19 protein-coding genes and 1 tRNA gene are annotated in these 26,675 nt (G+C 70.0%); 12 read left to right on the top strand and 8 right to left on the bottom strand.

All coding sequences use genetic code 11. The features are described 5' to 3' along the window. Positions 1-69: 69 nt before the first annotated feature. Positions 70-1,677, bottom strand: coding sequence for a coagulation factor 5/8 type domain-containing protein (locus tag ABZX37_RS33625; RefSeq protein ID WP_354746506.1), 1,608 nt, complete (start codon positions 1,675-1,677; stop codon positions 70-72). A gap of 919 nt (positions 1,678-2,596) precedes the next feature. Between ABZX37_RS33625 and ABZX37_RS33620 the strand changes: the two genes are divergently transcribed. Both ABZX37_RS33620 and ABZX37_RS33615 read left to right on the top strand, forming a co-directional pair. Next, positions 2,597-2,669: transfer RNA gene (locus ABZX37_RS33620), tRNA-Ala, on the top strand. A 203-nt stretch (positions 2,670-2,872) separates the two neighbouring features. Then, complete coding sequence (locus tag ABZX37_RS33615) at positions 2,873-3,121, top strand: hypothetical protein (protein ID WP_354746444.1); 249 nt, start codon at positions 2,873-2,875, stop codon at positions 3,119-3,121. Between the two features lie 1,402 nt (positions 3,122-4,523). Here the strand turns inward: ABZX37_RS33615 and ABZX37_RS33610 are convergent. The 5 genes from ABZX37_RS33610 to ABZX37_RS33590 form a co-directional block, all read right to left on the bottom strand. Then, entirely contained in the window at positions 4,524-4,667 is a 144-nt protein-coding gene (locus ABZX37_RS33610) for a hypothetical protein (RefSeq protein WP_354746442.1), read from the bottom strand. A 245-nt stretch (positions 4,668-4,912) separates the two neighbouring features. After that, complete coding sequence (locus ABZX37_RS33605; RefSeq protein ID WP_354746440.1) at positions 4,913-5,668, bottom strand: hypothetical protein; 756 nt, start codon at positions 5,666-5,668, stop codon at positions 4,913-4,915. A 25-nt stretch (positions 5,669-5,693) separates the two neighbouring features. Beyond that, a complete protein-coding gene (locus ABZX37_RS33600) occupies positions 5,694-10,265 on the bottom strand; it encodes an RHS repeat-associated core domain-containing protein (protein ID WP_354746439.1) in 4,572 nt (1,523 codons plus the stop codon). Further along, complete coding sequence (locus ABZX37_RS33595) at positions 10,262-10,597, bottom strand: type VII secretion target (RefSeq protein WP_354746437.1); 336 nt, start codon at positions 10,595-10,597, stop codon at positions 10,262-10,264. Before ABZX37_RS33595 ends, ABZX37_RS33600 begins: the two co-directional genes overlap by 4 nt. Before the next feature lie 22 nt (positions 10,598-10,619). Then, on the bottom strand, positions 10,620-11,168 hold the full coding sequence (locus ABZX37_RS33590; RefSeq protein ID WP_354746435.1) for a YbaB/EbfC family nucleoid-associated protein: 549 nt from the start codon (positions 11,166-11,168) through the stop codon (positions 10,620-10,622). A 336-nt stretch (positions 11,169-11,504) separates the two neighbouring features. Here ABZX37_RS33590 and ABZX37_RS33585 point away from each other — a divergent pair, with 336 nt between their 5' ends. The 9 genes from ABZX37_RS33585 (at position 11,505) to ABZX37_RS33545 (ending at position 22,353) form a co-directional block, all read left to right on the top strand. Continuing rightward, positions 11,505-12,461, top strand: a complete 957-nt coding sequence (locus ABZX37_RS33585) for an NAD-dependent epimerase/dehydratase family protein (protein WP_354746433.1) — start codon at positions 11,505-11,507, stop codon at positions 12,459-12,461. After that, positions 12,458-13,768, top strand: a complete 1,311-nt coding sequence (rfbH, locus tag ABZX37_RS33580; RefSeq protein WP_354746432.1) for a lipopolysaccharide biosynthesis protein RfbH — start codon at positions 12,458-12,460, stop codon at positions 13,766-13,768. The genes ABZX37_RS33585 and rfbH overlap by 4 nt, the downstream gene beginning before the upstream one ends. A 30-nt stretch (positions 13,769-13,798) precedes the next feature. Beyond that, positions 13,799-15,025 carry a nucleotide disphospho-sugar-binding domain-containing protein gene (locus tag ABZX37_RS33575; protein ID WP_354746430.1) on the top strand — a complete coding sequence of 409 codons (1,227 nt, stop codon included), beginning with the start codon at positions 13,799-13,801 and terminating at the stop codon, positions 15,023-15,025. 155 nt (positions 15,026-15,180) lie between these two features. Then, on the top strand, positions 15,181-16,770 hold the full coding sequence (locus ABZX37_RS33570) for an FAD-dependent monooxygenase (protein ID WP_354746428.1): 1,590 nt from the start codon (positions 15,181-15,183) through the stop codon (positions 16,768-16,770). Positions 16,771-16,978: 208 nt separating this feature from the next. Further along, positions 16,979-18,451: an NDP-hexose 2,3-dehydratase family protein gene (locus ABZX37_RS33565; RefSeq protein WP_354746426.1), complete on the top strand. Its 1,473-nt coding sequence runs from the start codon at positions 16,979-16,981 to the stop codon at positions 18,449-18,451. Continuing rightward, positions 18,448-19,488 carry a Gfo/Idh/MocA family oxidoreductase gene (locus tag ABZX37_RS33560; protein WP_354746424.1) on the top strand — a complete coding sequence of 347 codons (1,041 nt, stop codon included), beginning with the start codon at positions 18,448-18,450 and terminating at the stop codon, positions 19,486-19,488. The genes ABZX37_RS33565 and ABZX37_RS33560 overlap by 4 nt, the downstream gene beginning before the upstream one ends. Next, on the top strand, positions 19,488-20,228 hold the full coding sequence (locus ABZX37_RS33555; RefSeq protein WP_354746422.1) for an NAD(P)-dependent oxidoreductase: 741 nt from the start codon (positions 19,488-19,490) through the stop codon (positions 20,226-20,228). Before ABZX37_RS33560 ends, ABZX37_RS33555 begins: the two co-directional genes overlap by 1 nt. A gap of 29 nt (positions 20,229-20,257) precedes the next feature. Further along, entirely contained in the window at positions 20,258-21,562 is a 1,305-nt protein-coding gene (locus ABZX37_RS33550; RefSeq protein ID WP_354746420.1) for a nucleotide disphospho-sugar-binding domain-containing protein, read from the top strand. A gap of 2 nt (positions 21,563-21,564) precedes the next feature. Continuing rightward, a complete protein-coding gene (locus tag ABZX37_RS33545; protein WP_354746418.1) occupies positions 21,565-22,353 on the top strand; it encodes an FkbM family methyltransferase in 789 nt (262 codons plus the stop codon). 66 nt (positions 22,354-22,419) lie between these two features. Here ABZX37_RS33545 and ABZX37_RS33540 read toward each other — a convergent pair whose 3' ends face one another. Beyond that, on the bottom strand, positions 22,420-23,943 hold the full coding sequence (locus ABZX37_RS33540) for a right-handed parallel beta-helix repeat-containing protein (RefSeq protein WP_354746416.1): 1,524 nt from the start codon (positions 23,941-23,943) through the stop codon (positions 22,420-22,422). 323 nt (positions 23,944-24,266) lie between these two features. On the opposite strand from ABZX37_RS33540, the gene ABZX37_RS33535 reads away from it, so the two are divergent. Then, complete coding sequence (locus ABZX37_RS33535) at positions 24,267-25,580, top strand: FAD-dependent monooxygenase (protein ID WP_354746414.1); 1,314 nt, start codon at positions 24,267-24,269, stop codon at positions 25,578-25,580. A gap of 45 nt (positions 25,581-25,625) precedes the next feature. Here ABZX37_RS33535 and ABZX37_RS33530 read toward each other — a convergent pair whose 3' ends face one another. After that, positions 25,626-26,648 (bottom strand): methyltransferase, encoded by a 1,023-nt coding sequence (locus ABZX37_RS33530; protein ID WP_354746412.1) that lies wholly within the window; start codon positions 26,646-26,648, stop codon positions 25,626-25,628. Between the last annotated feature and the right edge of the window lie 27 nt (positions 26,649-26,675).

The raw sequence follows: 26,675 nt of genomic DNA, 5'->3' as shown, positions 1-26,675 counted from the left end.
GCAACAGAACCAGGGACCGGTGCCCGCCGCGGCCGCCACCGCGGCGGGCACCGGTTGTCCAGGTGGTGGCTACGGATAGCGCACCAAGTTCGCCGGTTTCGTGCCCGCCGGGGTCGTTGCGCCGACGTCGTTGATCACGTGGGTGATCGTTCCCTGGTCGTTGAGCGAAACCGTCACCATGTCGTGGAACCGCACGTCCGGGACAGCAGGGGCGGCGAAGGCGTGCGAGCAGGCCACCGACGGGTTCGTGCTGAAGAAGCAGTAGCTGCCCAGGCCCCAGGCCTCGTGGCTGGTCACATCCGAGGCCACCTGGTAGGCGGGGTAGCCCTCCGCCTCGCCGTTCATCCAACTGGCCTGGTCGGGGACGTCGTAGGGCATCTCGTTCTGGAAGAAGTAGGTGTTTCCGCCGTTTCCGTTCCAGGCCACCTGAGTCTTCTGGAAGTGCTCGACAAACAACCCGTAGACCGTCACGTCGTCGCCGTTCACAACCAGGCCGGTGTCGGCGGCGTTAGAGCTCCAGCCGACGTGGCTGTCGTCAGCGCCGTGGTCGGCTCGCCAGAGCCACAGGTGGTCGCCGATCACGTCGTTGCTGTTGACGACGAGGCTGGTGCGCGCTTTTCCGACGGCGGCACCGCCGACGCGGAAGAACACGTCGTGCAGCGAGGTCGGGTTCGCCGAATGGTCTGCGTCCGCTCCGGGGTCGCCGACCTCCATGAGCATGGCCGACGAGGTCGTCCCGGCGTCGATCAGCAGGCCGGCGATCTTCACCCCGTCCACGTCGTCGACCTTTATGGCGGTGATTCCGCCGTCCGGCACCAAAGTCGCGATGCCGAGACCGAGGACGACGGTGTCCTGGCGAGTCACGTGCAGCGGCTGATCAAGGTGGTAGACGCCTGGGGTGATCAGCAGGTTCTTGCCCGCCGTGAGCGCCGCGTTCATCTCGGCCGCGGCAGCGCCGGGCTGCACGATGAAGAACTGGTCGATCGGCAACGAAACGCCTGGTGCGCTGTCCTGTTCCCAGGTGACCCCGGAGGTGCTGGTCCGCAGTGCGGGCACGAACACTCGGTAGTGCCCGGACTCGTCGACCTGAAGGCACGGCTTTTCGCGCACGATCGGGGTCTGGTCGACCGTCGTGTAGGGCGGGTCCGGGAAGGTGCCGGCGGGTGCGCCGTCCACTCCGACGAACACCATGTTCCAAGTGGACCCGCTCCAGCTGCCGAACCGCGAATCGCGCGAGATCCATTGCTGTTGCGACCCGGAACGGACCTGGCCGTCGATCTTCGTGTCCGAGATCCAGCCGCCGCTCGACCAGCCGCCGCCGTGGTCGAGGCGGAGGTCGCCGCGGACGTGCATCCGCCGGTACGGGCTCGCCTGCGAGACGGCCCACTGATCCGAGCCCCCGATGGGGTTCACTGACAGGTTTTCCGCGCCGCGCCAGAAGTTCTGGGTCGCATTGTTAGGGGGAAACCAGTCCGCTTCGACGTGCACCGCGCCGTCGATCGTCACGGCGTCGGGTGTGCTGCCCAGTCCGAGGATTTGGGTGTAGAAGCCGACGTTCACGTCGTTGGCGTACGTGCCCGGCTTGAACAGCACCGCGTAGCGCTGGCAACCGAACTGGTTCTTCTCCTGCTCCGCGAAGATCGCGTCCAGCTTGCGCTGGATGCTCGCGCTCGGCATCGACGGATCGAAAACGACGACGTTCGGCCCCAGGTCCACTTGTCCCGGCGGCGGAGAAGTAGTGCCACCCACGGAGATCAGTGTGAACGACCGGTTGGCGGCGTCCTGACGGCCGGGCCGCTGCGGCTTCGCGCGTTCGGCAGCCGGTCCGCCCGGGCGCGGTTCGCGGTCTCGGCCGGAGTCAAGATCGACAACGGCCGCGGCCGGATGCGCTGGCCATCGCGGGTCGACCTCGGGGAACGGCAATCGCGACGAGACTGCGGCGCGGCACGTTCCCGGAGCGTTCTTGTCCCTCGGAACAGGAAGCTGGGACGGCTGGGTGGTCGTCTCGGCATCGCCCTCGCGGGTGAGGTGAAAGTGCCAATCGTGCGCGTTTGTTCCGGTGCCGATGTACGTGCGGGCCAGCGGGACGGGCCTGGCAGGCGACTGAGCGGCGGCTCTTTGAGCGTTCGCTGCCGCGGTTTGACCGGGCCGCGCTTCAGCGGTTGCCGTGAGGGGTTGATGGGGCAGCGCGCCGCTATCCCTCGCGGGGAGGTAGCCCGCCGGGTTCGGAGGTGTCGGCAGCAGTGCAGCCACTCTCCGTGATTCGGGACCCATCGCCACCTCCTTGCCGAGACGGGGCCATCGGGCGACCTCGGCCGGGGGATGCGGTCCGCCGCATGGCTGGGGTCGGCTCGACGGCGCGACTGCGGAGGAATGTAATCGCGGGCACACCTGCACTCAACGCAAACCTGAAGAAAAGTCAGGAAGGGCAGTCGACCTGCACTAATGAGCCCCGAGAGGGAGAGGGAGGTGCGGGCTTGACCAGCTTGACGTGGCTTTCGGCCGCGCTTGCGGCGGGTAACCGACCCCCTGCCGAAGGCCTCGGATTCGGGGTGTACTGTATGTCCATACGAGATGCGGAGTTCACCTCTGCTTCGGGGCTATGGCGCAGCTGGTAGCGCACCTCACTGGCAGTGAGGGGGTCAGGGGTTCGAGTCCCCTTAGCTCCACACATAGTTGGCCCGTGCCCGCCAAGGGTGCGGGCCATGTGTGTTTCGCCATCATGTTGGGGCGTGCAATCCCCCAGCCCCGTTCGGAGTGTGCCTCGCGCCCGCGTCTGGTCGCGTTGGTCTTGTTCGCTCGGGTTCAGGCGTTGGGCAGGGCGATTCCTAGGGGCGTTGTCCGGCAAACGGGCGCGTTGCGGATATCTACGATGCTGATTCCGTTTCAGTGGTCGTCGCGAGTGAAGCCGCCTGTTGTGTATGCGGTGTGGCCGTTGTTGGTTGCTGCTGCGGCTTCGTGGGAGCAGGATGCTGTCCTTGATGATCGCGGTGCCGTGTTGGCGGGTGTCGGCCGTCATTGGTTCGGTGGTGGTGTGGCTGGACTTGGGGTCTACAACCAGGAGTCGGTCGCCTTCGAAGGGCAGCAACGGGGCACCGTCGAAGGGCGTGCGGCTGCGTAGTGCGGTTTGAGCCAGGAACGCTAGTTCCGGCCGGTGCGACGGGTTTACGAAGATGCTGCGGGCGCTCCAGTCGCAGGTGTTGACGACGGTGACGTTGAAAGGTCGGGTGTCGGCTGGTGTGCCGGCGGCTGTGCGGCGGGCGATGTCGATCGTCTCTAGGACGCCGTTCCGGTTGGGGACGTCCGGGGTAGAGCGATGCTCATGCCGCCGCTGCGGTATTCGTCGGTGCGTGTCGGTGCGGTAAGAGATCAGGGCGGTGCGTCGCTGAGTTGCGGTGTCGGCGGCTACGTCTCTGCGATGGATGCTCAGGCGGTTCCGTCGGAGCCTAGAGCGATTTCGTAGGGTGCTGTGCCGACTTGGGCCTAAGTGGGTTCCGGTGCGGAGCGATGGGTCGCCGAAAGTGGCCGTGTGGCAACGAAGTCGGCGGCCAGAAGGCCCGGCGCGAGACGCTTATCAGGTGAAGGAGCCGGCGTGTGGGGGCTTGAGTGCGCTGCCAGCGTTAGTGCCGTCGCGGCGAATCCTGGTGCGGCGAGAAGGAAATGTCGGCACCGCAAGGGGGATCTTTTCGCGGACTGGCCTTTTCAGCGCAGGGTATCCCTCGTTCGGTGGCTCAGACGTCGACCTACAGGACAGGTCTGGATGGCGCAACCGGCACCGAGGTCATCCGGACGGGCGGCCTCGATGCCGGGAGAGGCTATTCAACCGGCTGGGTTACGGGGCGAGGTTCGCGATGGGCGGTGACGTTTGCCTGGGGTTTTCACACGCGGCGCGAGGGCAGGAACCGGGCGGCTGGCATTTCGATGGAGCGGTGCCGCAGGTTTGGGCACAATCGCCGTCGCGGGAGCGGCGAGTACCGCGATTTCCGGGTCGGCTCGCGGCACGGAAATCGCGTTGCTTCGACGGGATTTTCGGGTCGGCGCGCGGCACGGACGGGGTGAGTGGCGGGTACCTGCGGACCGGGTAGATCGCGGAGGTCCGGCTCGACCGCTCCCGAATAACCTTTGACAGGCTGATCCGGTCGTTCGTGCGCGTTATCAAGAGCACCACGGCGATCACCAGCGGCAGCGTCCGGAGCATCGCGTTGTCCTGGAAGGTGAAACGCTGATGCGGTCGGGACCAGGTGAACAGCGGCGCCTGCACCGAGACCGAGCGCGATGTAGCGGTGCGCGGCTTGCGTGCGCACGAGCGAGATGAGCTGCCGATGCGGAACTCCTTGCCTGGCTTGATGCGCCCGCATGTGCGGCGCGCCGGAGATCTAGCAGAGGGAAAGCTCGGACAACAGGATCATGATGGAACAGACGACGGCTAGCAGTACCGGCGATGCCAGGGTTTCCGAAGCAGCAACGGGATCGACGCAGCGACCCAGCAACGCGGCAACGCGGCAGGAGACGATGATCTGGATCTAGAGCGTCCAGGTGACCCCGGCCATGCCGATCCGCAGCCGCTGGAAGAAGTTCCAGATCGCCGAGGTCCAGCTTCGGGCAGAAGCGATCGAGGAGACCTGCAGGCCTACGTTGGTCATCAGGTACGCGATCGGAGTGACCACCTACAGCAGGGGCAACAGCCGGTACAGGGAGGCACCCGGTCCTTCCCGCTGTCGCATGCGTGACGGCCACGCCGCTGGTCATCAGGAAAGTACGCACCCCGAGGGAGCAGAGGGGTTTAACGCTGAGCCGGAAGTCCTCGACCGCCTGCTCCAGGAGCCGGTCGGTGAGCGCCCGATGGTGGTGCGCCAGCGTGGAGTACGCGGCCGAACAGGACGAGGCAGGACGGCCAGCGCAGCAGTTTGGTTCAGCCGGGGAAGTCTGCGGATTCCACGTTCGGTCCGTACAGGGCGGCCTTGATCGCTTCCAGCAGTTCCTCGAGGCTGAGCTGAGCGACGCCGTCCGGACTCGTGAGCGTCCAGGTGTCGTCGGTCCAGGTGACCGCGTACACCTCGTGCCGGTAGTTCTCGAACTCCGCGAACAGGTCGTCCCGGCCCTCGCCGCGGGTCACCACGCCGACTAGCCCCTTGACTCCGGAGAAGCCGCGTTGTCCTTCCAGCGAACCGTCGTCTCCGCGGTAGCGGAACTTCAAGTACGGGGACGGCGGACGGTCCCAGCTGGTGCCGCGGATGCCGTTGCCGCGGGTGTAGCGGAACTGGGCTTCCGGGAGGGGTTCGTCGCCGGCTACCTCGCAGCGGTAGATCGGGACGAGCGACCGGACCGCCTCATGCTTTTCGGCGTCGTCTGGGAAGAGGCGGTGCACGTCCGGGCTGGCTGTGGCGACGGCGTCGAAGCCGAAGCCTGCGTGGGAGAAGCCTTCGGCCACCGTGATCGGGTGGTCGGTGGTCAGTTCGGCGCTGTGCGAGCGAGCGAAGGACAGCAGGGCGACGGCCAAGCCTTCGTCGTACGAATCCAGCGCGTATGCCTGGAACGCGCGCTCGCCGCCGTCGTACAGGGCGGCGCTGTAGTCGAAGCCGGGCACCTTCGCCCAGTGCCAGGCGTCGGCGAGGTCGCCGAGGGCGGCGGCGTTGGGCATCGCCGCGTACGTCTCGCGCAGGTCCATTGTCCGTCTCCCGGTATCGCCTTGTTCAGTGCGCCAAGGTACATGGATGCCGCGGTCCCGGCGCGGTCTTCGCGTACCGTTCGTCCAGCTTGGCGCCTTCGGACGAGTTCTGCGACCGGCTCATCGCTTCCATGTCGTCGGTCTTGTTGTACCAGGCCTTGCGTTCCGCGTCGGTCATGTTGTGGCCCTCGTCCCGCCAGTGCTCCACGACCGGGGGAACGTGCTCGTAGGTCAGGTTCGTCTTGCCCTTGGCGTCGTAGTACGGGATCGGATTGCCTTCGCGGTCGACCCAGTTCAGCTGGTCGTGCGGGATGCGGGCGCCGGTCGTCGGGTCCCGGGGGACGCCGCCGAGCGCGCGGCCTTCCTCGGTCCACTTGGTCGCCATCGTGTCGTGGGTGGACTGCAAATAGCCCTTCGGGTACTCGGTGCCGCGGTTGTGGATGTGGTCCGCCGGCGGCAGGGCCGGGTCGCGGGCCCACCGCTTGGACACCGGGTCCTGGTAGCCGGCCAGGCCCAGCGGGTCGGCGACGACCAACGGGTTCGGGACGTAGGTGTAGTTGTTCGAGGACGGGGACAGCCCGATCGGGTCCGGCGAGAGGTACCGCGCGGTGTGCGGGTCGTAATACCGGTGCACGTTGTAGTGCAGGCCGGTTTCGTCGTCGTAGTACTGGCCGGGGAAACGCAGCGGGCACCCGGTGCCGTCCGAAGCGGACATGGCGATGGTGTTGCCCCACAAGCCGCTCGTCCGGTACCAGGCGACGCGGCCGTTCGCGTCCACCAGTTCGGTCGGTGCGCCGATCAGGTCGGCGACGATGGCGTGGAAGCGGGTGTCGATCGTCTCGGCGGGCGCGTCCGCCAGCCAGGAACGCGTGGTCTGCGCGATCGGTTCGGCCGAGCCGCCGCGGTAGTCCCACGACGTGACGGTGGTCCGGCCGTCGACGGTGCGGGCGGCTTCGGCCAGCACGGTGCCGTCCCAGGAGAACCGGGTTTCTTCGGCGACGCCGCCGTCCGCGGCCAGCCGCTGCTTGGCGATCCGGCGGCCGAGCGGGTCGTAGCGGTATCGCCAGCGGGAGCCGTCCGGGGTGGTGACGGCGACCAGCTGGCCGAGGTCGTTCCATTCGTACTCGCGGATCCGGCGCTGGCCGGACAGGCCGCGGCGGACTTCCCGGACGACCCGGCCCGCCGCGTCGTACGAATAGGACGTCCGGCCCGCGCTGCGCAGCAGCATGCCGTCCACCGCGCGCGGACCGGCGACGTCCGCTGTGTCCTCTGTGGACGGACCGGGTTGTGCGGAGACCAGGTTTCCCAGTGCGTCGTACGCGTATTGCTCGGTCCAGGTGGCGGCCTGCACGCCGGTGACGCGGCCGCCGGGGGTGAGCTGGAAGAGCCGGGCGCCGTGCACCCGGTCGTCGATCGCGAGCACCTGGCCGTCCGCGCGGTAACGGAAGCTGCGTTCCTGCAGCGCGCGATTCGGCTCGCTGGCGGAGAAAAGAGCCTGGCTGGCGAGGCGGCCCAGTTCGTCGTGGGTCTGCGTCAGGCTCGCGCCTTCGCCGAGGCGGCGCAGCACCTCAAGCCCGTCCCGGTATTCGAAGGCGATCGTCCCGGCGGTTCCGGCCATCGCGGTTTCCCGGCGCATCTCGTCGTACTGCCACCGCGCTTCAACCCCGGACGGGGTGACCCGGCGGACGCGGCGGCCGACCAGGTCGTACTCGCTGCGCAGCACCCGGCCGTCGACCGATTCGGCGACTGGGCGGCCCAACAGGTCGCGCTCGTAGGTCACTTCGACGGCGGCGTCGGCGATCCGGCTCAGCTGGCCGCCTTCGTCGTAGTCGTAGGCGACGATCGTTTCGCTGGAAGTCTGGCGGAGCACCCGGCCGCGGACGTCGCGCGTCAGCTCGGTCGCCGGGCCGCCCGCTTCGGTGCGCGAGATCAGCGCGCCGTTCGCGTCGACCCGGTACTCGAGCGAGCGGCCGGTGAAATCCCGTTCGCCGATCAGGTTTCCGGCCGGGTCGTAGCGGTAGGACCAGGCCTGTCCGGCCGGGTTGCGGACCTCGGTGAGCCGCATCTCGGTGTCGTGGGCGAAGGTGTGCCGAATGCCGTCATGGCCGGTGCGCGCGCGGAGCAGGCCGAACGGGCCGCGTTCGAAAACCGTGATCGCGCCGCTGACCGAACGGTCCCGGACCAGGCTGCCTTCGAGATCGTAGAACCGTTCCTCCCGGTCGCCGTTGGGAGCGACGCGCCAGGCCAGCGCGCCTTCGCGGGTCCAGCCGTACCGGGTGGTGCGGCCGCGCGAGTCGGTCGCTTCGACCGGCTTGCCGAAGCCGTCGAACCGGAAGGTGGTGGTTTCGCCGTCCGGCGAGGTGATCGAAAGCGGGCGGCCGGCGTCGTCGCTGGTGTAGGTCCAGCGGGCACCGTCCGGTTCGACGGTGGCGGCGAGATGGCCCCGCTCGTCCAGTTCGCTGGTCGCGACCGCCCCCATCGGGTCCACTGTGGACACGATGCGGCCGGCGTCGTCGTAGGTGTGCCGCCAGACCGCGCCGTTCGGCTGGACGACCGTGCTCGGCAGCCGCCAGCGCGGGTCGTACTCGATGGTCAGCGCGGTGCCGTCGGGGTACTCGATCCGCGTCGGATCGCCGTTCTCGTCGCGTTCGTAGCGGGTGACCGCGCCGTTCTTGTCGGTGAAGGACACCAGGCGGTGGAACTGGTCGAACTCGGGGCGTTCGACCTCGCCGTTCTGGTCGACCACCGCGGTGATGTGGTTGTGCTCGTCGTAGTGGTACTGGGTTCGCTGGCCGAGGCTGTCGGTGATGGTGGTGACCCGGCCGGGCAGGTCGTAGTCGAACGTCGCGTCGAGGTACCCGTCCAGACCCGCGCCGCGGACGACGCGTCCGTCCGCGCCGTATTCGTACGCGTAGCGGTAGCCGGTGCGATCGGTCCAGGCGACGATGCGGTCCTCGTCGTCGTAGTCGTACTGGTACGGCGCGCCGGTCGAGTTCACGATGCCGGACAGCCGGCCGCGCCGGTCGTAGCGGAACGACACGACCGGCACGTCTTCGCCTTGTTCTCCGCCGCTGAGCAGCCGGTACCCGGCGATGCGGAGACCTGCCGGGCCGTCGACGGTCTCGACGCCGATCCGGTAGCCGCCGGAATGCGTGACGGCGAGCGGACGGCCCGCTTCGTCGCGCAGGTAGTCGACGCGGTGTCCGCTGCGGTCCGACAGCGAGCTGATCTGCCACTCGCCGGGAGCCGAGGGGTGTGCGGCGAATCGGCGGGTCCATCCGGATTCCTGGTCGACCAGTACGTACGTTTCCGCGGCGGCGTCCCAGCTCAGCGGCCAGCGGGCGCCGAAACTCGGCAGCACCGGCGAGCCGTCGCGCGCGGGGTGGACGTAGCTGAGCACCTCCGCGTCCGCGCCGTAGTACCGGACGAAGTCGTCGGTCAGCTCCAGCCGCTGGTCCATTGTGGACGCCCAGCCGGGGCCGAACGACCGGCCGGCGTCGTAGCCGGAGGCGTACCCGCGGTTCAGCACCAGCGGCAGCAGCCCGGGCAGGTCGACGTCGGTGCCCGCGGTGATCATCTGGCCGGACACCGCGTCGACCGGGTCGCCGCCCTTGCCGTCGCAGCCGCCGGTGCCCTCGGACTTCTGCCCGCCCGCCGCCTCCGGATCGCGGCTGCCGGGTGCGGCCGGGTCGTGGCCGCCCGGCGGTGTGCCGTCCGGGACCGTGCCGCCCGGCTCCGGCGAGGAGGACGGGGTGGTGCCGTCGTGCGGGGCGCCGGGTTCGTGCGGGCCGCCGGGGTGGCCGGGTTCGGCCGACGAGACGTGCGTGCCGTCCCCGCCGGGGCGGCCGTGCAGTTCGGACATGACCTTCTTGACCGCGGCGAAGATCTCTTCGAGCTTCGACATCAGCGGCCGCAGCTTCTCGACCGAGTTGATCAGCTTCTTGACCAGCGCGCCGATCTTCTCGATCCACGCCGACACCTGCTCGACCACCTGCGCCACCACGACCGGGGTGCCGAGCCCCAGCGAACAGACCTCCTCCAGCGCGTCCTGGATGAAGTCGCCAACCGCCTGGGTGATCATGTCCCGGACCATGGCGCGCACCGCGGCGGTGATGACGCCGACGACCTCCACCACGGTGCTGATCCCGCTCGCGCAGGTCGCGGCCGCGTTGAGGTGGTCGATCTTGTTCTTGACGTTCGCGCGGTAGGCGTCCGCGGCCTGCCCGCCCCAGTGCGCGGTGTCCTTCTGCACGCTGTCGCCCAGGTCCTTGGCCGCTTTCTCGACAGCCTTCGCGATGTTGCCCCAGGTCTGCGAGTACGCGGTGATCTGGTCGGCGTCGCCCGCGAGCTGGTTCAGCGCGTCCTGCAGCGGTTTGACGTGTTCGATCAGCCAGTTGAGGCCGTAGGAGATGAGCGTGCCGACCGGGTTCATCGCGATGGTCAGCAGGTCCATCGCGGTGCCGAGCGCGGCGATGCCGCCTTCGATCCACGAACCGGACTTGATGCCGTCGTACGCGCCGATCGCGTCGTCGAGGACGTTGACGCCGGTGTGCCAGGTGGTCGAGTCCTGTTTGCCGGCGACCAGCGGATTGCTCACGGCAGGTCCTTGCCGAGGCTGCTGATCCGCTGCGAATGCGCTTGTTCGGCGTCCTGATAGGTCTTCGCGGCCTGCTGGATCGACTGGGACAGCGTGCCCATGGCCTGCTGCGCGGCGCCGAGGGTGAGCAGGCCCGGCGCGCTGACCGCGAGCACCATCGGCACGAACAGCGGGCCGCAGATCAGGCCGTAGGCCTGCACGCCCATGGTGACCTGCTCGGCCGCGGCCAGCGCCTGGCCGAGGGTCTGGCCGACCTGCTCGACCGCTTTCGCGTGCGTGAGCAATTCGTCCGGGCGGACCTGATAGCCGCCGTTCGCCGCGCCGTCCGGCATCGTCGCCTCCCCCAAGTCCCGGCTATTCGCGGATCATGACCGGGCCGCCGAAGCCCTCGTCGTTGTCGTCGTCATCGCCGGGCGGGGCCGGACGCCGCGGCGCCGGCGGCGGCTCGGCAGGCCGCGGGGTCTCCGGTTCGTCGGCGAGCCGGCCGATCCGGCTGTCCGGGGGCGGCGGCGGAGCTTCGTCCGGCTCGGGTTCGGGTTCGGGGAATTTCGCCCGGTAGCTGCCGACGATCGTGTCGCGGGTCTGCGGATCGTCGCCGATGGTGTCCGCCATGACCTCGCCCAGCCGGTCCGGCAGTTTCGCCTGCGCGGCGCGCAGCGCGCTCAGCACGGCCTTCGCGACCTGATCGCCGGACATCTCCCGCACGCGGTCGGTGATCCGCAGGTCGGCGACATTGCCGGCGGAGTCCACCGTGACCGTGGCGGTGCCGTCCTTGCTGGCCGCCGACACCGAGACCTGTTCGACGGCCTGCTGCATCGCGCGGTACCGCTCGGCTTTCCGCTTGGTCTGCGCGACCAAGTCGTCGATCCGGGCTTCCGCATTGTCCGATAATGGATCGCTCATCCGGTTTTGTGCTCCCCCATCGCCGGGTCTGTACGAGGAAACCACCGAAGCCGGAGTGAAAGGTGGCAGACCTTCCGGAATTACGCCGAATGGCGCACGACGGCAACTGATCGATGGTCGGCGGGCCCGGTTCGGGAGCGGGTGCGACAAGAGCACAAAGCGGATTTTTCCGGCAGGGAAACGTCATCCGCGGCCGGAGTCGTTCCGGCCGGGTTTCGTCCACAGTGGATTCAGCGTGGGCTCCGGCGGTACGGGCGAGTCGGCTCCGGTCCCCCGGCGCCGGTTCTTCCACCACGGCTACAACGAAAATCGTGCGGGCGATCCTACGGTCCGAGCATGTCTGACAGCTGGCCGCGGCCCGGGCGCGGCACCGCGCCGGAGCGGGTCGTGGTGCTCGGCGGGACCGGGTTCCTCGGCCGGAACCTGTGCGTCTCGCTGACCGCCGCCGGGTGCGCGGTCACCGCGGTCGCCCGGCGGCCGCCCGCCGTTTCGCTCGGCTGCCGGTTCCGCCCGTTCGACGTCGTCGCGGCCGGAGCGGCCGGATTGGCGCGGCTGCTCGCCGACGAACGCGCGACTGTGCTGGTCAACGCGGCCGGAGCGGTCTGGCGCGGCTCGGACTCGGATCTGACGAAGGCGAACGTCGAGTTGGTCGGCGCCGTCCTCGAAGCGCTCGCGTCGTGCCCGGCCGCGCCGCGGTTGATTCAGCTCGGCACGGTCTACGAATACGGGAACCCGGCCGGGTCGGCCGAGCTGCGCGAGTCCTCGCCCGCGGCGCCGGTGAACCATTACGGCCGCGGCAAGCTGCTTGCCACCGAGGCGGTGCTGGCCAGTCGGGCACGGGCGGTCGTGCTGCGGCTCAGCACCTCGGTCGGGCCCGGGATGCCGCCGGAAAGCCTGCTGGGAATGACGGTCCGACAGCTCGCGGACGGTGCCGCGGTGATCGAGCTTCCGGCGCTCCGCGGCCGGGGCGACTTCCTCGACGTGCGGGACGTCGGCGCCGCGGTGCTCGCCGCGGTGCGCACGCCGGCGGCATCCGGCGTGTTCAACATCGCGCGCGGCGAGCTCGTCCCGGTCGCCGACGTGGTGCGGCAGCTGATCCGCCTCAGCGGAGTCCCGGCGACGGTGGCCGACCGCGGCGGCGGGCAGTCGCGGCGGGCGGCGGGGTTCGAGGCCCGGCGGATCGTGCCGGACGCCGCGAAGCAGGTGCTCGGCTGGGAGCCGCGCCGGTCGCTGACCGAGGCGCTGCGCTCTCTGTGGCAGGAAACCAGCTCTGAACGGAGACGGCAGGCATGAACGACCCGGCAACGCAGTCCATTCTGGAACAGACGCGGAAGCTGCACCGCAGCCGCCGCACCGACGGGGCGTTCGTGCCCGGGGTCACGCCGATCCTGGCGTCCGGCGCGGTGCTCGACGAGGACGACCGCGCGGCGATCGTGGCCGAGGCGCTGGAACTGCACATCGCCTCCGGGGACACCGCGTTGCGGTTCGAGCGGGAGTTCGCCCGCGCGCTCACTCTGCGCAAGGCGCATCTGACGAATTCCGGGTCGTCGGCGAACCTGCTCGCGCTGAGCACGCTGACCTCGCCCAAACTCGGGGAGCGCCGGCTGCGGCCGGGCGACGAGGTGATCACCGTCGCCGCGGGGTTCCCGACCACCGTCAACCCGATCCTGCAGAACGGCCTCACCCCGGTCTTCGTGGACGTGGACCTCGCCACCTGCAACACGACCGCGGACCGCGTCGCGGCCGCGATCGGCCCGCGCACCAAGGCGATCATGCTGGCGCACGCGCTCGGGAACCCGTTCCCGGCCGCCGAGATCGCCCAGCTCGCCACCGACCACGACCTGTTCCTGATCGAGGACAACTGCGACGCCGTGTGGTCGACCTACCAGGACCGCTACACCGGCACCTTCGGCGACCTGGCCACCGTCAGCTTCTACCCCGCGCACCACCTGACGATGGGCGAGGGCGGCTGCCTGCTCACCGACAACCTGGCGCTGGCCAAGATCGCGGAGTCCTTCCGGGACTGGGGCCGCGACTGCTGGTGCCCGCCGGGCGAGGACAACAAGTGCCTGAAGCGGTTCGACCACCGGATGGCCGAGCTGCCGCACGGCTACGACCACAAGTACATCTTCTCCCACGTGGGCTACAACCTGAAGACCACCGACATCCAGGCCGGGCTGGGGCTGAGCCAGCTGCGCAAGCTGGCCGATTTCGTCGCGGCCCGCAAGCGGAACTGGCGGCGGCTGCGCGCCGAACTCGACGGGCTGCCGTGGCTGCTGCTGCCGGAGCCGACCCCGGGCAGCGACCCGAGCTGGTTCGGTTTCGTGATCACGGTCGACCCGGCGGCCCCGTTCGCCCGGCGGGATCTGGTGCGGTTCCTGGATTCCCGCCGCATCGGCACCCGGCTGCTGTTCGCCGGGAACCTCACCCGGCAGCCCGCCTACCAGGACCAGCGGTACCGGATCGCCGCGGATCTGCGCAACAGCGACGTGATCACCGAGCAGTCGTTCTGGATCGGGGTCTATCCGGGGGTGACCGGCGAGATGATCGACTACATGGTCGCCTCGATCAGCGAATTCGTCACCGGGCGCCGCGGCTAGCGACCGGCCCGCACCGAAGGAGACCTGCTGATGAGAGTGCTGGCCCTGCCGTCCCCGTCCGCGGCGACGCACATCATGGCCATGGTGCCGCTGATGTGGGCGCTGCGGGCGGCCGGGCACGAGGTGCTGTTCGCGGGCACCCCGGACATCGCCGGCTCGGCGCACGCCGCCGGGTTCAGCTTCGCCGCGCTGGGGTCGTCGGAGAACTTCAACCGGGACCTCTACGTCGACCCCGGCGACCGGTTCCCGGTCGAGGAGTGGAAACACCGGGAAACCACGCGGTACGGCCGGTTCCTGGTGGAAATGCTCGCGGATCTGCACGCGGACTACGCGGACGCGGCGCTGCCGGACTACGAGCGCTTCGCCCGCGAGTGGCAGCCGGACCTGCTGCTGCCCGACTCGACCGCGCTGATCGGCCGGGTGCTCGGCGGCGTGCTCGGCGTCCCGGTCGCCACCCACCGGTACGGCGTCGACGCCACCGGCCCGGTCTACCACGACAAGGCGAGGTGGGACCTCGCCCCGCTGTGCGACCGGCTCGGCCTCGCCGGGCTGCCCGATTCCGATCTCGTCCTCGACCCCTGCCCGCCGAGCCTGCAATCGCGGGAAGCGAGTCCCGGCCTGCGAATGCGGTACGTGCCCTTCAACGGGGCCGGCACCGTCGCCGACTGGGCGCTGCGCCCGTCGCCGCGCAAGCGCGTCTGCATCTGCTTCGGCAAGACGCTGCTCTCGATCTGCGGGCCGCGGCCGCTGGTGCGAGTGGCCGAAGCGCTCGCCGGCCTCGACGACGTCGAGGTGGTTCTCGCCGTCAGCAAGTCCGACGTCGGCCTGATCGGCGAGCTGCCGCCGCACTGGCGGGTCGTCGAGCTCATGCCGCTCACCCTGTTCCTGCCCGGCTGCGACCTTTTGATCGCGCTCGGCGGAAGCGGCGCCGCGCTGTCCGCCGCGGCGCTCGGAGTCCCGCAGCTCGTGCTGCCGCAGGTGTTCGACCACTTCGACTGCGCGAGCCGGATCCAGGAAGCGGGGGCCGGACTGTCGATCGACACCCGGGCGGCGCAAGCGGACATCGGCGGGATCCGGGACGCGATCAGCACGATCCTCGGCGACCCGTCGTACGCGGCCGCCGCGCGGCGGGTGCGGGAGGAGAACGAGGCGGGCCTGACACCCGCGGAGGTGGTGCCGGTGCTGGAACAGCTGGCAGCGGACCGGCGCTCCGGCGAGCACCGCGTCGCCCGGCCCCGGGCAGGCGCCCCGAGTTGACTCGTCATAAAAAGACTAGTATCTTCATGGCTATCGGGCCTCCCGGCCGGTAGCCGGTCTTCGCCGCGCTGAGGACGCCCGCCGGGAATCGAGCCCGGCTGCCGGCGCTGTGCCGCCGGTCGACGACAGCGAAAACTATTCAGAGGGTGAGACGCATGGCAGACGAGGAACGCGTTCCGGTCCTGGTGGTGGGGGGTGGCCTGGTCGGGCTGGCCACCACGTTGTTCCTGGCCGAGCAGGGGGTGCGCACCCTGCTGGTCGACCGGCACCCGGGCGCGTCGATCCAGGGCCGGGCCCGCGGGATCAACCAGCGGACGATGGAGATCTACCGGGCGCTGGGCCTGGAAACCGCCATCCGCGAGGCGGGCAAGCCGTTCGAGGACGACTGGGGCGTCGCCCGGTGCGAGACCCTGGCGGGCGAGTGGCACTGGCTGTTCGACGACGACGCGCCGCGGATCTGGCCCGCGCTCAGCCCGGGCGAGTTCTGCCAGGCCGACCAGAACGCGGTGGAGCCGATCCTGATCTCCGCGGCCCGGGAAAAGGGTGCGGAGCACCGGTTCAACACCGAACTGGTCTCCATCGTCACCGACGACAACGGTGCGACCGCGGTCATCCGCGACCGCGCGACCGGCGCCGAGGAGACCGTTCTCGCGGACTACGTCGTCGCGGCGGACGGGCACCGCAGCCCGATCCGCGAGCAGCTCGGCATCCACCGCACCGGGCCCGGCGTGGTCCAGCACTCGGTGAGCATCGTCTTCCGCGCCGACCTCTCGGAGTTCGTGCCGCGGCCGGCGCTGTTCTGGATCATCGTGAACGAGAAGGTCGGCGGCGGCCTGGTCACCACGGCGGAGCCGAACCGCTGGGGCATGAGCGTCGGCTACGACCCGGCGGCGGGCCAGTCGCCCGCGGACTTCACCGTCGAGCGCTGCGTCGCCGACGTGCGGAACGCGATCGGCCGGGACGACCTCGAGGTCGAGATCGAGGACGTGGCGGCCTGGGAGCAGGCCATCGGCCTCGCCGACCAGTACCGCAGCGGCCGGGTCTTCCTCGCCGGCGACGCCGCGCACGTGTGGCCGCCCGCGGGCGCGATGGGCGCGAACACCGGCGTGCAGGACGGGTACAACCTGGCCTGGAAGATCGCCGGCGTGGTCAAGGGCTGGGCGGGCGAGGGCCTGCTCGACACCTACCACACCGAGCGGCACACGCTCGCCGTGGAGCTGTCGGACCTCGTCGTGAACCGGCAGATGCAGCGCAACAGCGCGGAAATCGAGGACGACACCACCGACGACCAGCTGTGGACGCTGGGCCAGCGCTACTGGTCCTCGGCGGTGCTCGGGGCCAAGCACGACTCGGTCTTCGGCGACACGCTGAGCAAGACGGCCGAGCCGGGCCTGCGCGCCCCGCACCTGTGGGTCGAGCGGGACGGCGAGCAGATCTCCACCCACGACCTGTTCGGCCGCGGGTTCGTCCTGTTCACCGGGACCGACGGCACCGGCTGGTCCGAAGCCGCGGCCGCGGTCTCGGAGCGGCTTTCCTGCCCGGTCAAGGCTTTCCGCATCGGGTCCGCGGAGGCCGGGGCCGACCTGGTCGACGTCGACAAGGTCTGGGAGCAGCACTACCCGCTCGGCGCGGGCGGCGCGGCGCTGATCCGCCCGGACGGGTATGTCGCGTGGCTGAGCCAGACCGGCGACCAGCCGGCGGCGGCTCTGTCCGGCGCGCTGGAGCGGGTCCTGCAGACCCGCTGAGCGGCAGCGGAAACCGGCCCGGCGGGCGGACTCGGGCAGTCCTCCCGCCGGGCTTTTCGCGTGCCCGCCGCCCGCGCGGCCGACGAGTCCTTTGTGGACTGAACGGTTCCAGCCGAGCTCCAGCGGCGGTCGAGCCGCCCCGAACACTGTTGGTGCAGCACAGCATGTCTTGCCGAGAGCAGCAGTCCGACCTGATGAGGATGGGGCGATGGTGCAGACGACTTCGGGGGCGGGAACCCGCCTGCGCACGTTCGAGCGCGCGGTGTCGGTCCGGATCGCAGAGTCCGCGCTCGCCTTGAGCGGCGTCCTCGACCTGGAGCAGCTGCACGGCTGGCTGGCCGCGCGCAAGCGCCAGGAGGTGTTCGACGTCCGGCGCGTCGCGTTCGACGAGATGCGGAAGTGGTCGAGGGCAAGCGAAACCGGGAACTACGCGCACGAGAGCGGCAAGTTCTTCAGCGTCGAAGGGCTGTCGGTCGCGGTGTCCGGCGGCCCGGTGAAGGAATGGTCGCAGCCGATCCTCAACCAGCCGGAGGTCGGCATCCTGGGAATCCTGGTCAAGGAGTTCGACGGGGTGCTGCACTGCCTGATGCAGGCGAAGATGGAACCGGGCAACGCGGGCGGGGTGCAGCTGTCGCCGACCGTGCAGGCGACCAGGAGCAACTACACCCAGGTCCACAAAGGACGGACAGTGCCCTATCTCGAGTACTTCCGGGACACCGGCGGGCACCGGGTGCTCGCCGACGTGCTGCAGTCCGAGCAGGGTTCGTGGTTCTACCGCAAGCGCAACCGCAACATGGTCGTCGAGGTCTCCTCGGACGTCGAGGTGCTCGACGGGTTCTGCTGGATCACCGTCGGCCAGCTGCACCGCCTGCTCGCCGAATACGACGTGATCAACATGGACACCCGCACGGTGCTGTCCTGCCTGCCGTTCTCCGCGGCGGGCATCGCCTCGCTCTTCAGCTTCGGCGGGGACGATTTCCAGTCCTCGGTCATCCGCTCGCTGTCCGAGGACAACGGGAGCCTGCACAGCGCGGGCGACGTCCTCAGCTGGATCACCGAATGCCGGGTCGGCAACGACGTCGCGACGAAGCTGATCCCGCTCGCCGAAACGACGGGCTGGCGGCTCGGCGACGACGTCATCGAGCACGAGACCGGGGCCTTCTTCGACGTCATCGCGGTCGAAGTGAGCGCGGGCAACCGGGAGGTGCACGGCTGGTGCCAGCCGATGATCTCGCCGCACGGGACCGGTCTCGTCGCCGTCCTCGTCAAGCGGATCAGCGGGGTCCTGCACGTGCTCGTCAACGCCCGCGTGGAACCGGGCTACCTGGACGTGATCGAGCTCGCGCCGACAGTCCAGTGCGCCCCGGAGAACTACGAGCACCTCCCGCCGGAAGCCCGCCCGGCCTATCTCGACGACGTGCTGGAGGCGCCGCCGGACGCGATCCGGTACGACACGGTCCTTTCCGAGGAGGGCGGCCGCTTTTTCCAGGCGCAGAACCGCTACCTCGTGATCGAGGTCGGCGACGACGAACACGAGGACGTGCGCCAGGACTTCCGCTGGCTGACCGTGCACCAGTTGACCGCGCTGATCCGGCACAGCCACTACGTGAACGTCCAGGCCCGCAGCCTGGTTTCCTGTCTGCACAGCCTTTCCTTCGCCGCGCCGGGCGGCCTCGGATGACCAGACAGGAAACACTCGCCGGCTCCGGCGAGCCCCCGGTCCGGCTCGGCGTGCTCGGCGCGTCCTCGGTCGCCCGGCGCCGGACGCTGCCCGCCGCGCTCGCCGCCCCGAACGTCGTGCTCGCCGCGGTCGCCAGCCGGGACCGGGAGAAAGCGGAGCGGCTGGCCGCCGAATTCGGCTGCCGCGCGGCGAAAGACTACGACGCGGTGCTCGCCAGCCCGGACGTCGACGCGGTGTACCTGCCGTTGCCCGCCGCGCTGCACCGCCGCTGGACGCTCGCCGCGCTGGCCGCGGGCAAGCACGTGCTCGTGGAGAAGCCGATGGCGACCGATGTCGCCGAAACCGCCGAACTGCTGGCCGCCGCCGCGAGCCGGGGCCTGGTGATCCGCCAGAACCTCACGTACCCGCATCACGGCCAGCACGCCGCGGTGCGCGATCTGGTGCGCGCGGGCCGGATCGGCTCGCTGGTGGAGTTCCAGAGCGCGTTCTGCATTCCTTCGCTGCCCGCCGCCGACATCCGCCATCGCCCGGAGCTCGGCGGAGGCGCGCTGCTCGACGTCGGCGTGTACCCGATCAGCGCGGCGAGGTTCTTCCTCGGCGACGATCTCGAGGTGGCCGGAGCCGTCCTGCGCTGGGACGACGAGTACGGCGTCGACGCGGGCGGATCCGTCCTGCTCCGGTCCGTCGGCGGCCGGACCGCGACGTTGAGCTTCGGCTTCGAGCACGGTTACGGCGCCCGATACCTGCTGTGGGGCGGCAGCGGCCGGATCAGCGTCGACCGCGTCTTCACCCCGCCCGAATGGCTGCGGCCGGTGGTGCGCATCGAAGAACAGGACCGGGTCGAGGAAATCGTGCTGCCCGCCGATCACCAGTTCCGGAACTCGTTGTCCGCCTTCGCCGACGCGGTGCTCGCGACCCGGCGCACCGGTGCGGATCCGGAGCGGGAGGCCCAGGCCGCCTCGGCGCTGGGACTGGCCCAGCTGCTCGCGGACATCGCGGCCAAGGCTCAGCGGGTTCCCGCGACCCGGGGTGCGTGATGGAGATCGTCGGCAACGGGTTTGTCGCACGCGGCCTCGCTTCGCTGGCTTCCCGCCACCCCCGGGTGACTGTGCTCGCCGCCGGGGTGTCCAGCACCCAGGTCGCGGGCAAGACGGAGTTCGACCGCGAGGCCGAACTGGTCACCGAGGTCCTCGGCCGCTGCCGCCGCCAGGGCGCCGCGGTCGTCTTCCTGTCGACCGCGTCGCAGGCGATGTACGGCTCGACCGACGTCCCGGCCGCCGAACACCGGCCGGTCTTCCCGGAATCGCCGTACGGCAAGCACAAATACGCGCTGGAGCGCCGGGTGATGGACTTCCCGGTGTCCTGGCTGGTGCTGCGGCTGAGCCATCTGGTCGGCGACGGCCAGCGGGCGCACCAGCTGCTGCCGAACCTCATCCAGCAGATCCGGTCCGGGACCGTCCGGCTGCGCCAGGGTGCGCACCGGGACCTGATCGACATCGCGGACCTGCGCTGCGCGCTGGACCACCTGCTGGAGAAGGAGATCACCGGCGAGGTGGTCAATGTCGCGTCCGGGCGGCCGAACCGCGTGGAGCACATCGTGCAGGGCATCGAGGACCGGCTCGGCATCACCGCGCGACGGCTCGTCATTCCCGGACCGCCCGCCCGGACCGTGGTGTCGACGGAAAAACTGTGCAGCCTCGTGCCGCAGATCTACTCGCGGATCTCCCGCGACCGCTACGCCGAAAGCCTGCTCGACCGCTACGTCCCTTGCTACTAGCCGTTCCGCGAACAGACAGGAGTGACGAAATGCGCGTGCTGTTCACGGTTTCCAGCTGGCGGAGCCACTATTTCCCGATGGTGCCGCTCGGCTGGGCGCTGCAGGCCGCCGGGCACGAGGTGCGGGTCGCCTGCGCCGCTTCGGAAAGCACGCACGTGACGCGGGCCGGACTCGTCCCGGTGCCGATCCTCGCCGGGACCGAGCAGCTCCTGCACGCCCGCTGGCTCAACGCGGTGCAGGCCCGGCGCGGCCAGTGGCGCTACGCGTCCCCGCCGCCGCACCCGGAAACCGGGGCCGAGGTGAACGACCTCGACGAGATCGACCTCGCCGGGATCACCGCGCGGCTGCGCGCGGACGGCGCGGCGGCGGCCGCACGGAGCGCGGACAGCGTGGTGGCCTTCGCTCGCGACTGGCGTCCCGGGCTGGTCGTGCACGATCCGGTCAGCTTCGAGGGACCGCTGGCCGGCCGGGTGCTGGACGTGCCGTCGGTCAACCATCTCTGGGGCCCGATCGGTCCGGAGGAGATGGTCCTCGCCTTCGCCGGGCTCGACGAGACCGCGAGCATCCACGACCTGGTCCAGTTCGACGACGAGTACGTCCTCAACCGCCCGCTGACCGACGCGCTGGCCAGGTTCGGGCTCCCGGAAACCGCGTCCGGGCCCGGTTACGTGCTGGACCCGTGCCCGGCGAGCGCCGAGCCGGGCCTCACCGCCGTCCGCCTCCCGATCCGCTATCTGCCCTACAACGGGCCCGGGCGGGAACCGGACTGGCTGCCGGAGCTGGACCCTGACCGGCAGCGGATCTGCGTGATCTGGGGCAACTCGTCGCGGCAGATCTTCGGCAGCCGCGCGCTCGCGGTCCCCCCGGTCGTCCGGGCGCTGGCCGAGACCGGGGCCGAGGTGCTGGTCGCCGCCAACGCCGCGGACCTGGCCGAGCTCGGCCCGCTGCCGCCGGGGGTGCGGCCGATGGAGAACGTGCCGCTGCACCTGGTGCTGCCGCGCTGCGACCTCCTCGTCCACCACGGCGGCGCCGGTTCGGTGATGACCGCGCTCGCGACCGGCGTTCCGCAGCTGGCCATCCCCCACGGACTCGACCAGCACGTGATCGCGCGGCGGGTGGAAGCCGCGGGCGTCGGCCGGAACATCGCGGCGTACGAGGCGAACGAGAACGACATCGGCAAAGCCGCGCTGGAGATCCTGGCCGACCCCGCGTACCTCCGGAACGCGGCCGAGGCGAGCAGGCAGTTGCGGGAACGACCCGCCCCGAGCGAGGCCGCCGGGGCGCTGGAAGACCTGGCGAACCACGGAACCGCGACGACGCACGGAAAGAGCTGAGCATGACCGCCGAACGAACCCGCACCGAGGCCGTGACTTACACCCTGCCGAACGGGAAACAGGTGGACTGCTTCGACGAGGTCGAGGCACGGATCCTCTGGGAGGAGATCGACGGCGACACCCCGTACACCGAGGCGGTCGCGGGAGTCCGGCCGGACGAGGTCGTACTCGACGTCGGCGCGCACGTCGGACTGGCGTCGCTGTGTTTCGCCGAGCTCGCCCCCGGTTCCCGGATCATCGCCTTCGAGCCGGCTGCCCGCACTTTTTCTTGCCTGGAAACGAATTTCGCCCGGAATGTGCCGGGCGGCACCGCGTTGCGGCTCGCGGTCGCGGCCGAGCCCGGCGAGGCCGAGTTCGTGTACCACCCGCACGCCGCCTCGAAATCGACCCTGCACACCGATCAGGCCGAGGAGGACCTCAACCTCGAGGCGTACCTGACCAACGTCGGCTTCGACGAGGCCGCGAAACCGCTGGTGCGGGAGATGCACAACGTCCGCGAGACCGAGACCGTCCAGGTGGTGACGCTGAGTTCGGTGTTCGACGAGCACGGGATCGACCGGGTCGGCCTGCTGAAGATCGACGTCGAACGGGCCGAGCTGGAAGTGCTCGACGGGGTGCGGGACGACCTGTGGCCGCGGATCCGGCGGGTGCTGGCCGAGGTGCACGACCGCGACGGCAGCCTCGGTGAGACGGTGGCCCGGCTGGCGGGCCGCGGCTTCGACGTCCGCGTCCGGCAGGCGCCGGTGTTCGCGGGCGGGACGGTCTACGTCGTGCTGGCGACGAGGGACTGAACCTTATTCGCGCGAAAGGGGCGGCCGCGGGAATTCCGCGGCCGCCCCGGGCTTGTCGCGGCCAGGTCAGCTGACGCCGGTGCCTTCGTAGGCCCCGATGTTCAGCTTGCTGGTGATCGGGTTGCCGAAGAAGTCCTTGCCGCCGTTGTCGGTCACCGGCGCGCCGTGGTCGATCGCCGGCGAGGTCTGGTGGAGCTGGTAGCCGGTCGCGGTCGCCATCGAGGTCGCGGTGCCGGGGCTGAGCAGCCCCGGGTCGCCGAGAATCGAGGTCGGGTCGGCGAGCGGGGCACCGGAGACCTGGTAGAAGACGTTCTTCAGGTACTTGCCGGTGGTGTCGCTGACGCTGGAATTGCCGGGCTGGCCGTAGAAGATGTTGTTGGTGAAGCTGACCCCCATCGTGCTGGTGCTGATGTTCGTGACCAGCCGGGGACTGGCCGGGGCGTAAAAGACGTTGTTGTAGATCTGGGTGTTCGACGCGTCGCCGCAGGAGATGGTGATCGTGCTGGTGTAGGGCCCGTCCGTGCCCGCCGCGTCGTTCTGGCTGAGGTTGTACCGGGCGATGCCGTTCGCGGACTTCACGTCGTTGCCGGAGCACTCCAGCAGGAAGCCGCCCTTGTTGTCGTGCGAGAAGTTGTATTCGATGACCGTGTCGATGTTCGCGTCGTCCAGGCTGAACGCCATCGCCTGGCCCTTGCCGTTCGACACGTCGTTGTACCGGATCCGGGTGCCGGTGGCGTTCCAGCCGTACGCGCCCGCACTGTCCTGAGTGGACCGTTCGTTGAACCCGTTGATGACGTTGTGCTCCATGATCGCGCCGGAGCCGTTGAACACCACCATGCCCTCGCCGCCGATGTCCCGCACGGTGTTCCCGGAGAACCGCACGTTCGTCATCGGCACGAGCGGCGAACCGGTCCAGGTGGACAGCATGCCGATGCCGATCCGGTCGACGTGCTGGACGGTGTTGCCGGTGACGGCGACGTCGTCGAACCGGGTCGGGGTCGCGGAGCCGGTCGCGTAGAACACCACCCCGCCGCTGGGCGGGAACCGGCAGTCGCATCCGTTGACGTCGTGGACGTCCACATTGGAGATCACGTAGTGGCTGCCGACGCCGTAGTCCTCGAGCAGCGCGTAGATGCCCGCGCGCTGCTGGTTCGCGGCGGGCGCCGGGCCGGTGTTCGTGATGTCGAGGTCGCGCAGCTCCCAGCCCGCGACGTTGTGCAGATAGATCGCGCTGGCCCCGCCGTTGCCGTCGATGCGGGGTTTGGCCCCGGAGCCGAACTTGCCGACCTTGATCGGAGCCTTCGCGGTTCCGGAGCCGCTGGGCGCGAAGGTCCCGGTGCAGGTGACCCCGGACTTGAAGAGGACGGTGTCCCCGGGCAGGAACTTCGCGGTGTTGGCTTTGGACAGCTTCCATGCCTGGTCAGGACTGGTGCCGGGCCCCACGTCGAGGCCGCGTGCGCAGTCGACGTAGTAGGTGCGCGGTGTCTTGGGCGCGGCGGCTTCGGCCGGGGCCGCGGCAAGTCCCGCGCCGAGAACGAGCGAGGCCGCGGCGGCCAGGACCTTGGCCGCGACGGCTCGTTTTCCGTGCATGAATGTTCCCCCACTGTTCGATTCGTGCTTTTTGTGCTTCTCCAGCTAATGGCGTACTCCGACAGGGGTTTCGTCACCCTCGGTCAGATAACTGAACATCCTTTTAGCCCCGCCGGATGAACTTCCCCAGAGCTAGTCGCCGGCGAGTAACGCTGAGTCTAATGACGCACACCGGGTATGTCCATCAAAGGAATAACTAACTCATAACTATAGACAAGATAACTGGCGCTTTCGTTTCGCTGCGCGCACGCCTTGCTACCTAATATATTGCAGAGATAACTAACGTTATTCTGATTAACACTACTATGACTAGGTGAGTGTCGATGGCGAGTGAGCTGCAGCGGGTGCCGGTCCTGATCGTCGGCGGGGGCCTCGCCGGCCTCGCTGCGTCGGTTTTCCTGACCCGCCACGGGGTGCGGTCGGTGCTGGTGGAACGGCGGCCCGGGGTGCGCCCGCCGGGCGGCGGCTCCGGCATCGACCAGCGGACCATGGAGATCTGCCGCGCGCTGGGGCTCGAAGAGGAGATCCGGGGGACGGTCCGCCGCGGCGCGTCGCCCGGCCCCGGATGGTGGCCGGATCTGTGCCCGTGCGATGTCCACGAGGGCGACCGGCACGCGGTCGAGCCGGTCCTGCTCGAGGCGGCCCGCCGGCCGGGAGCCGTGATCCGGTTCGGCGCCGAGCTCGTGTCGATCGCCACCGACTCCGCCGGGGCCGACGCGGCGCTGTTCGACCGGGCCACCGGCCGGACCGACGTCGTCCGGGCGGACTACGTGATCGCGGCGGAGGGCGCGGGGGGCCGGGTCGCGGGCAGCCTGCTCGTCCGCCCGCCCGGGCGGACTGCCGCTCCGGGGAACGAAGCAAGGTACGCGGGCGAGCCGATCTCGGCGCCACGCCGGGCCGGGACGCGGCGGTACCTGTCCGGCACCGCCGAGACGTTCCGGATCGGGCGGGTGTTCCTGGTGGGAGACAGCGCGCGCTGGTGGCCCGGAGCTGACGCGCTCGGGGCCGGCCTCGCGGTCCAGGAAGCGCACAACCTGGCGTGGAAGCTCGCCGGGGTGATCCAGGGCTGGGCCGGGTCCGGTCTGCTCGACAGCTACGAAGCCGAACGCCGTCCGGTCGCGCTGGAACTGGAGAAGCGGTGGGTGCCCGGCAGCGCGCGGATGCCGTCGGACGAGGCGGAGGACCAGGTGCTGACGCTGGGGCAGCAGTATCCGGCGGGCGCGCTCGTCGGGAACCGGCCGGACTCGGTGTTCGAGGACCGGTTCTCGGTGCGGGCCCGCCCGGGGACGCGGGCCCCGCACCTGTGGCTGGAACGGGCCGGGTCCCGGCTGTCCTCCCACGACCTGTTCGACGGTTCGTTCGTCTTGCTGGCGGGGAGCGACGGGGCGGAGTGGACCGCGGCGGCGCGCCGGGTCGCCCGCCGCACGTCGGTGCCGCTGCGCGCGTACCGGCTCGGCCGCGGCCCGGCGGAAACGGAGCTGAAGGATCTCGACGGCTGGGGATCGGCCCGCTATCCGATCGGCGACGGCGGAGCGGTGCTGATCCGTCCGGACGGGTACGTCGGCTGGCTCACCGAAACCGCGCCCGCGTCGCCGGAACTCGCGCTGGCCGGGGTGCTCGGAGAGCTGTTGCGGTGAGCCGTCCCGGCCCGTCCGCCGTTCGGGGGCGGGCCGGGACCGGCGTCAGGGTTTGCGGCAGATGACGAGCGTGTCGTACGCGCCGAGCGGCTGCTCGGTGATGTCCCGGCAGCCCGCCGCGGCGGCGTGCTCCTTCACCTCGGTCACCGGGTACTCGGAGCCGCCGTCGGTGACCAGCAGCATGTCGAGGCTGATCACGAGGTTCTCGACGTGGGCGGGCTCGTCGTCCAGCATGCGGTCGTAGACGAGCAGCGCCCCGCCCGGCTCGACCGCGGCGTACGCCTTGGCGACGAGTTCCTTGCGCTGGGCGGGATCCCAGTCGTGCAGGACGTGCCCGAGGTTGACCAGGTGCGCGGTCGGCAGCGGGTCCTCGAAGAAATTGCCGCCGTGGAACGAGGCCCGGCCGGTCAGTCCGGTCTCGGCCATCAGCTCGGCGAAGAACGGCTCCATCTGGGGCAGGTCGAAGACCGTCCCGGTGATCCCGGGGTTGGCGCCGAGCACTTTGGACAGCAGGTTCCCCCGGCACCCGCCGACGTCGAGGACGGTGCGGTGCTGGGCGAAGTCGTACGCGGCGACCAACTGCGGGCCGAGCACCTGGGTCAGCCCGTCCATCATCCCGATGAACTGGCGCAGCAGCCGGGGATCGGCGACCACCTGGTCGAAGTTGCCCACCGCCTGCGGCTTCCCGGTGCGCAGCGCCTCGGCCAGCTTGCCCCAGGCCGGGTACAGGTTGCGGTCGGACCGGAGCAGGAACCCGCCGATGTAGTCGTCGGTGCCGCGGATCAGGTACTTCGCCGCCGAGGGCGTGTTGGCGAACCGGCCGTCCTCGAAGTCCAGCAGGCCGAGCGCGGCGAGCAGGTGCAGCAGGTCGGACAGCCCGCGCCCGGCGACGTCGAGCCGGGTGCGGATTTCTTCGGCGGTGCCGGGATTGTCCTGCAGTACGCCGAAGAGGTCCAGGTCGACGGCGGTGAGCAGCGCCTTGGCGTCGGAGAATCGGTTGCCGAGGCGGACGATCTGCTCCGGACTGTCCAAAACGGACACTCCGGGGGCGGCGCTGGTGCTGGGCATGTGCGGGCTCCTCAGTGCTCGGTCGGA

It is taken from the genome of Amycolatopsis sp. NPDC004079 (genome assembly GCF_040610415.1).
GTDB classification, from domain to species: domain Bacteria; phylum Actinomycetota; class Actinomycetes; order Mycobacteriales; family Pseudonocardiaceae; genus Amycolatopsis; species Amycolatopsis halotolerans.
This window is presented reverse-complemented; position numbering and strand designations above follow the sequence as displayed.

Coding starts and splice junctions, on each gene's coding strand:
- ABZX37_RS33625 (WP_354746506.1), bottom strand. CDS start 1,677: ATGCCGAGCGCGAGCATCCAGCGCAAGCTGGACGCGATCTTCGCGGAG.
- ABZX37_RS33615 (WP_354746444.1), top strand. CDS start 2,873: ATGCTGATTCCGTTTCAGTGGTCGTCGCGAGTGAAGCCGCCTGTTGTG.
- ABZX37_RS33605 (WP_354746440.1), bottom strand. CDS start 5,668: ATGGACCTGCGCGAGACGTACGCGGCGATGCCCAACGCCGCCGCCCTC.
- ABZX37_RS33595 (WP_354746437.1), bottom strand. CDS start 10,597: ATGCCGGACGGCGCGGCGAACGGCGGCTATCAGGTCCGCCCGGACGAA.
- ABZX37_RS33590 (WP_354746435.1), bottom strand. CDS start 11,168: ATGAGCGATCCATTATCGGACAATGCGGAAGCCCGGATCGACGACTTG.
- ABZX37_RS33585 (WP_354746433.1), top strand. CDS start 11,505: ATGTCTGACAGCTGGCCGCGGCCCGGGCGCGGCACCGCGCCGGAGCGG.
- rfbH (WP_354746432.1), top strand. CDS start 12,458: ATGAACGACCCGGCAACGCAGTCCATTCTGGAACAGACGCGGAAGCTG.
- ABZX37_RS33575 (WP_354746430.1), top strand. CDS start 13,799: ATGAGAGTGCTGGCCCTGCCGTCCCCGTCCGCGGCGACGCACATCATG.
- ABZX37_RS33570 (WP_354746428.1), top strand. CDS start 15,181: ATGGCAGACGAGGAACGCGTTCCGGTCCTGGTGGTGGGGGGTGGCCTG.
- ABZX37_RS33565 (WP_354746426.1), top strand. CDS start 16,979: ATGGTGCAGACGACTTCGGGGGCGGGAACCCGCCTGCGCACGTTCGAG.
- ABZX37_RS33560 (WP_354746424.1), top strand. CDS start 18,448: ATGACCAGACAGGAAACACTCGCCGGCTCCGGCGAGCCCCCGGTCCGG.
- ABZX37_RS33555 (WP_354746422.1), top strand. CDS start 19,488: ATGGAGATCGTCGGCAACGGGTTTGTCGCACGCGGCCTCGCTTCGCTG.
- ABZX37_RS33550 (WP_354746420.1), top strand. CDS start 20,258: ATGCGCGTGCTGTTCACGGTTTCCAGCTGGCGGAGCCACTATTTCCCG.
- ABZX37_RS33545 (WP_354746418.1), top strand. CDS start 21,565: ATGACCGCCGAACGAACCCGCACCGAGGCCGTGACTTACACCCTGCCG.
- ABZX37_RS33540 (WP_354746416.1), bottom strand. CDS start 23,943: ATGCACGGAAAACGAGCCGTCGCGGCCAAGGTCCTGGCCGCCGCGGCC.
- ABZX37_RS33535 (WP_354746414.1), top strand. CDS start 24,267: ATGGCGAGTGAGCTGCAGCGGGTGCCGGTCCTGATCGTCGGCGGGGGC.
- ABZX37_RS33530 (WP_354746412.1), bottom strand. CDS start 26,648: ATGCCCAGCACCAGCGCCGCCCCCGGAGTGTCCGTTTTGGACAGTCCG.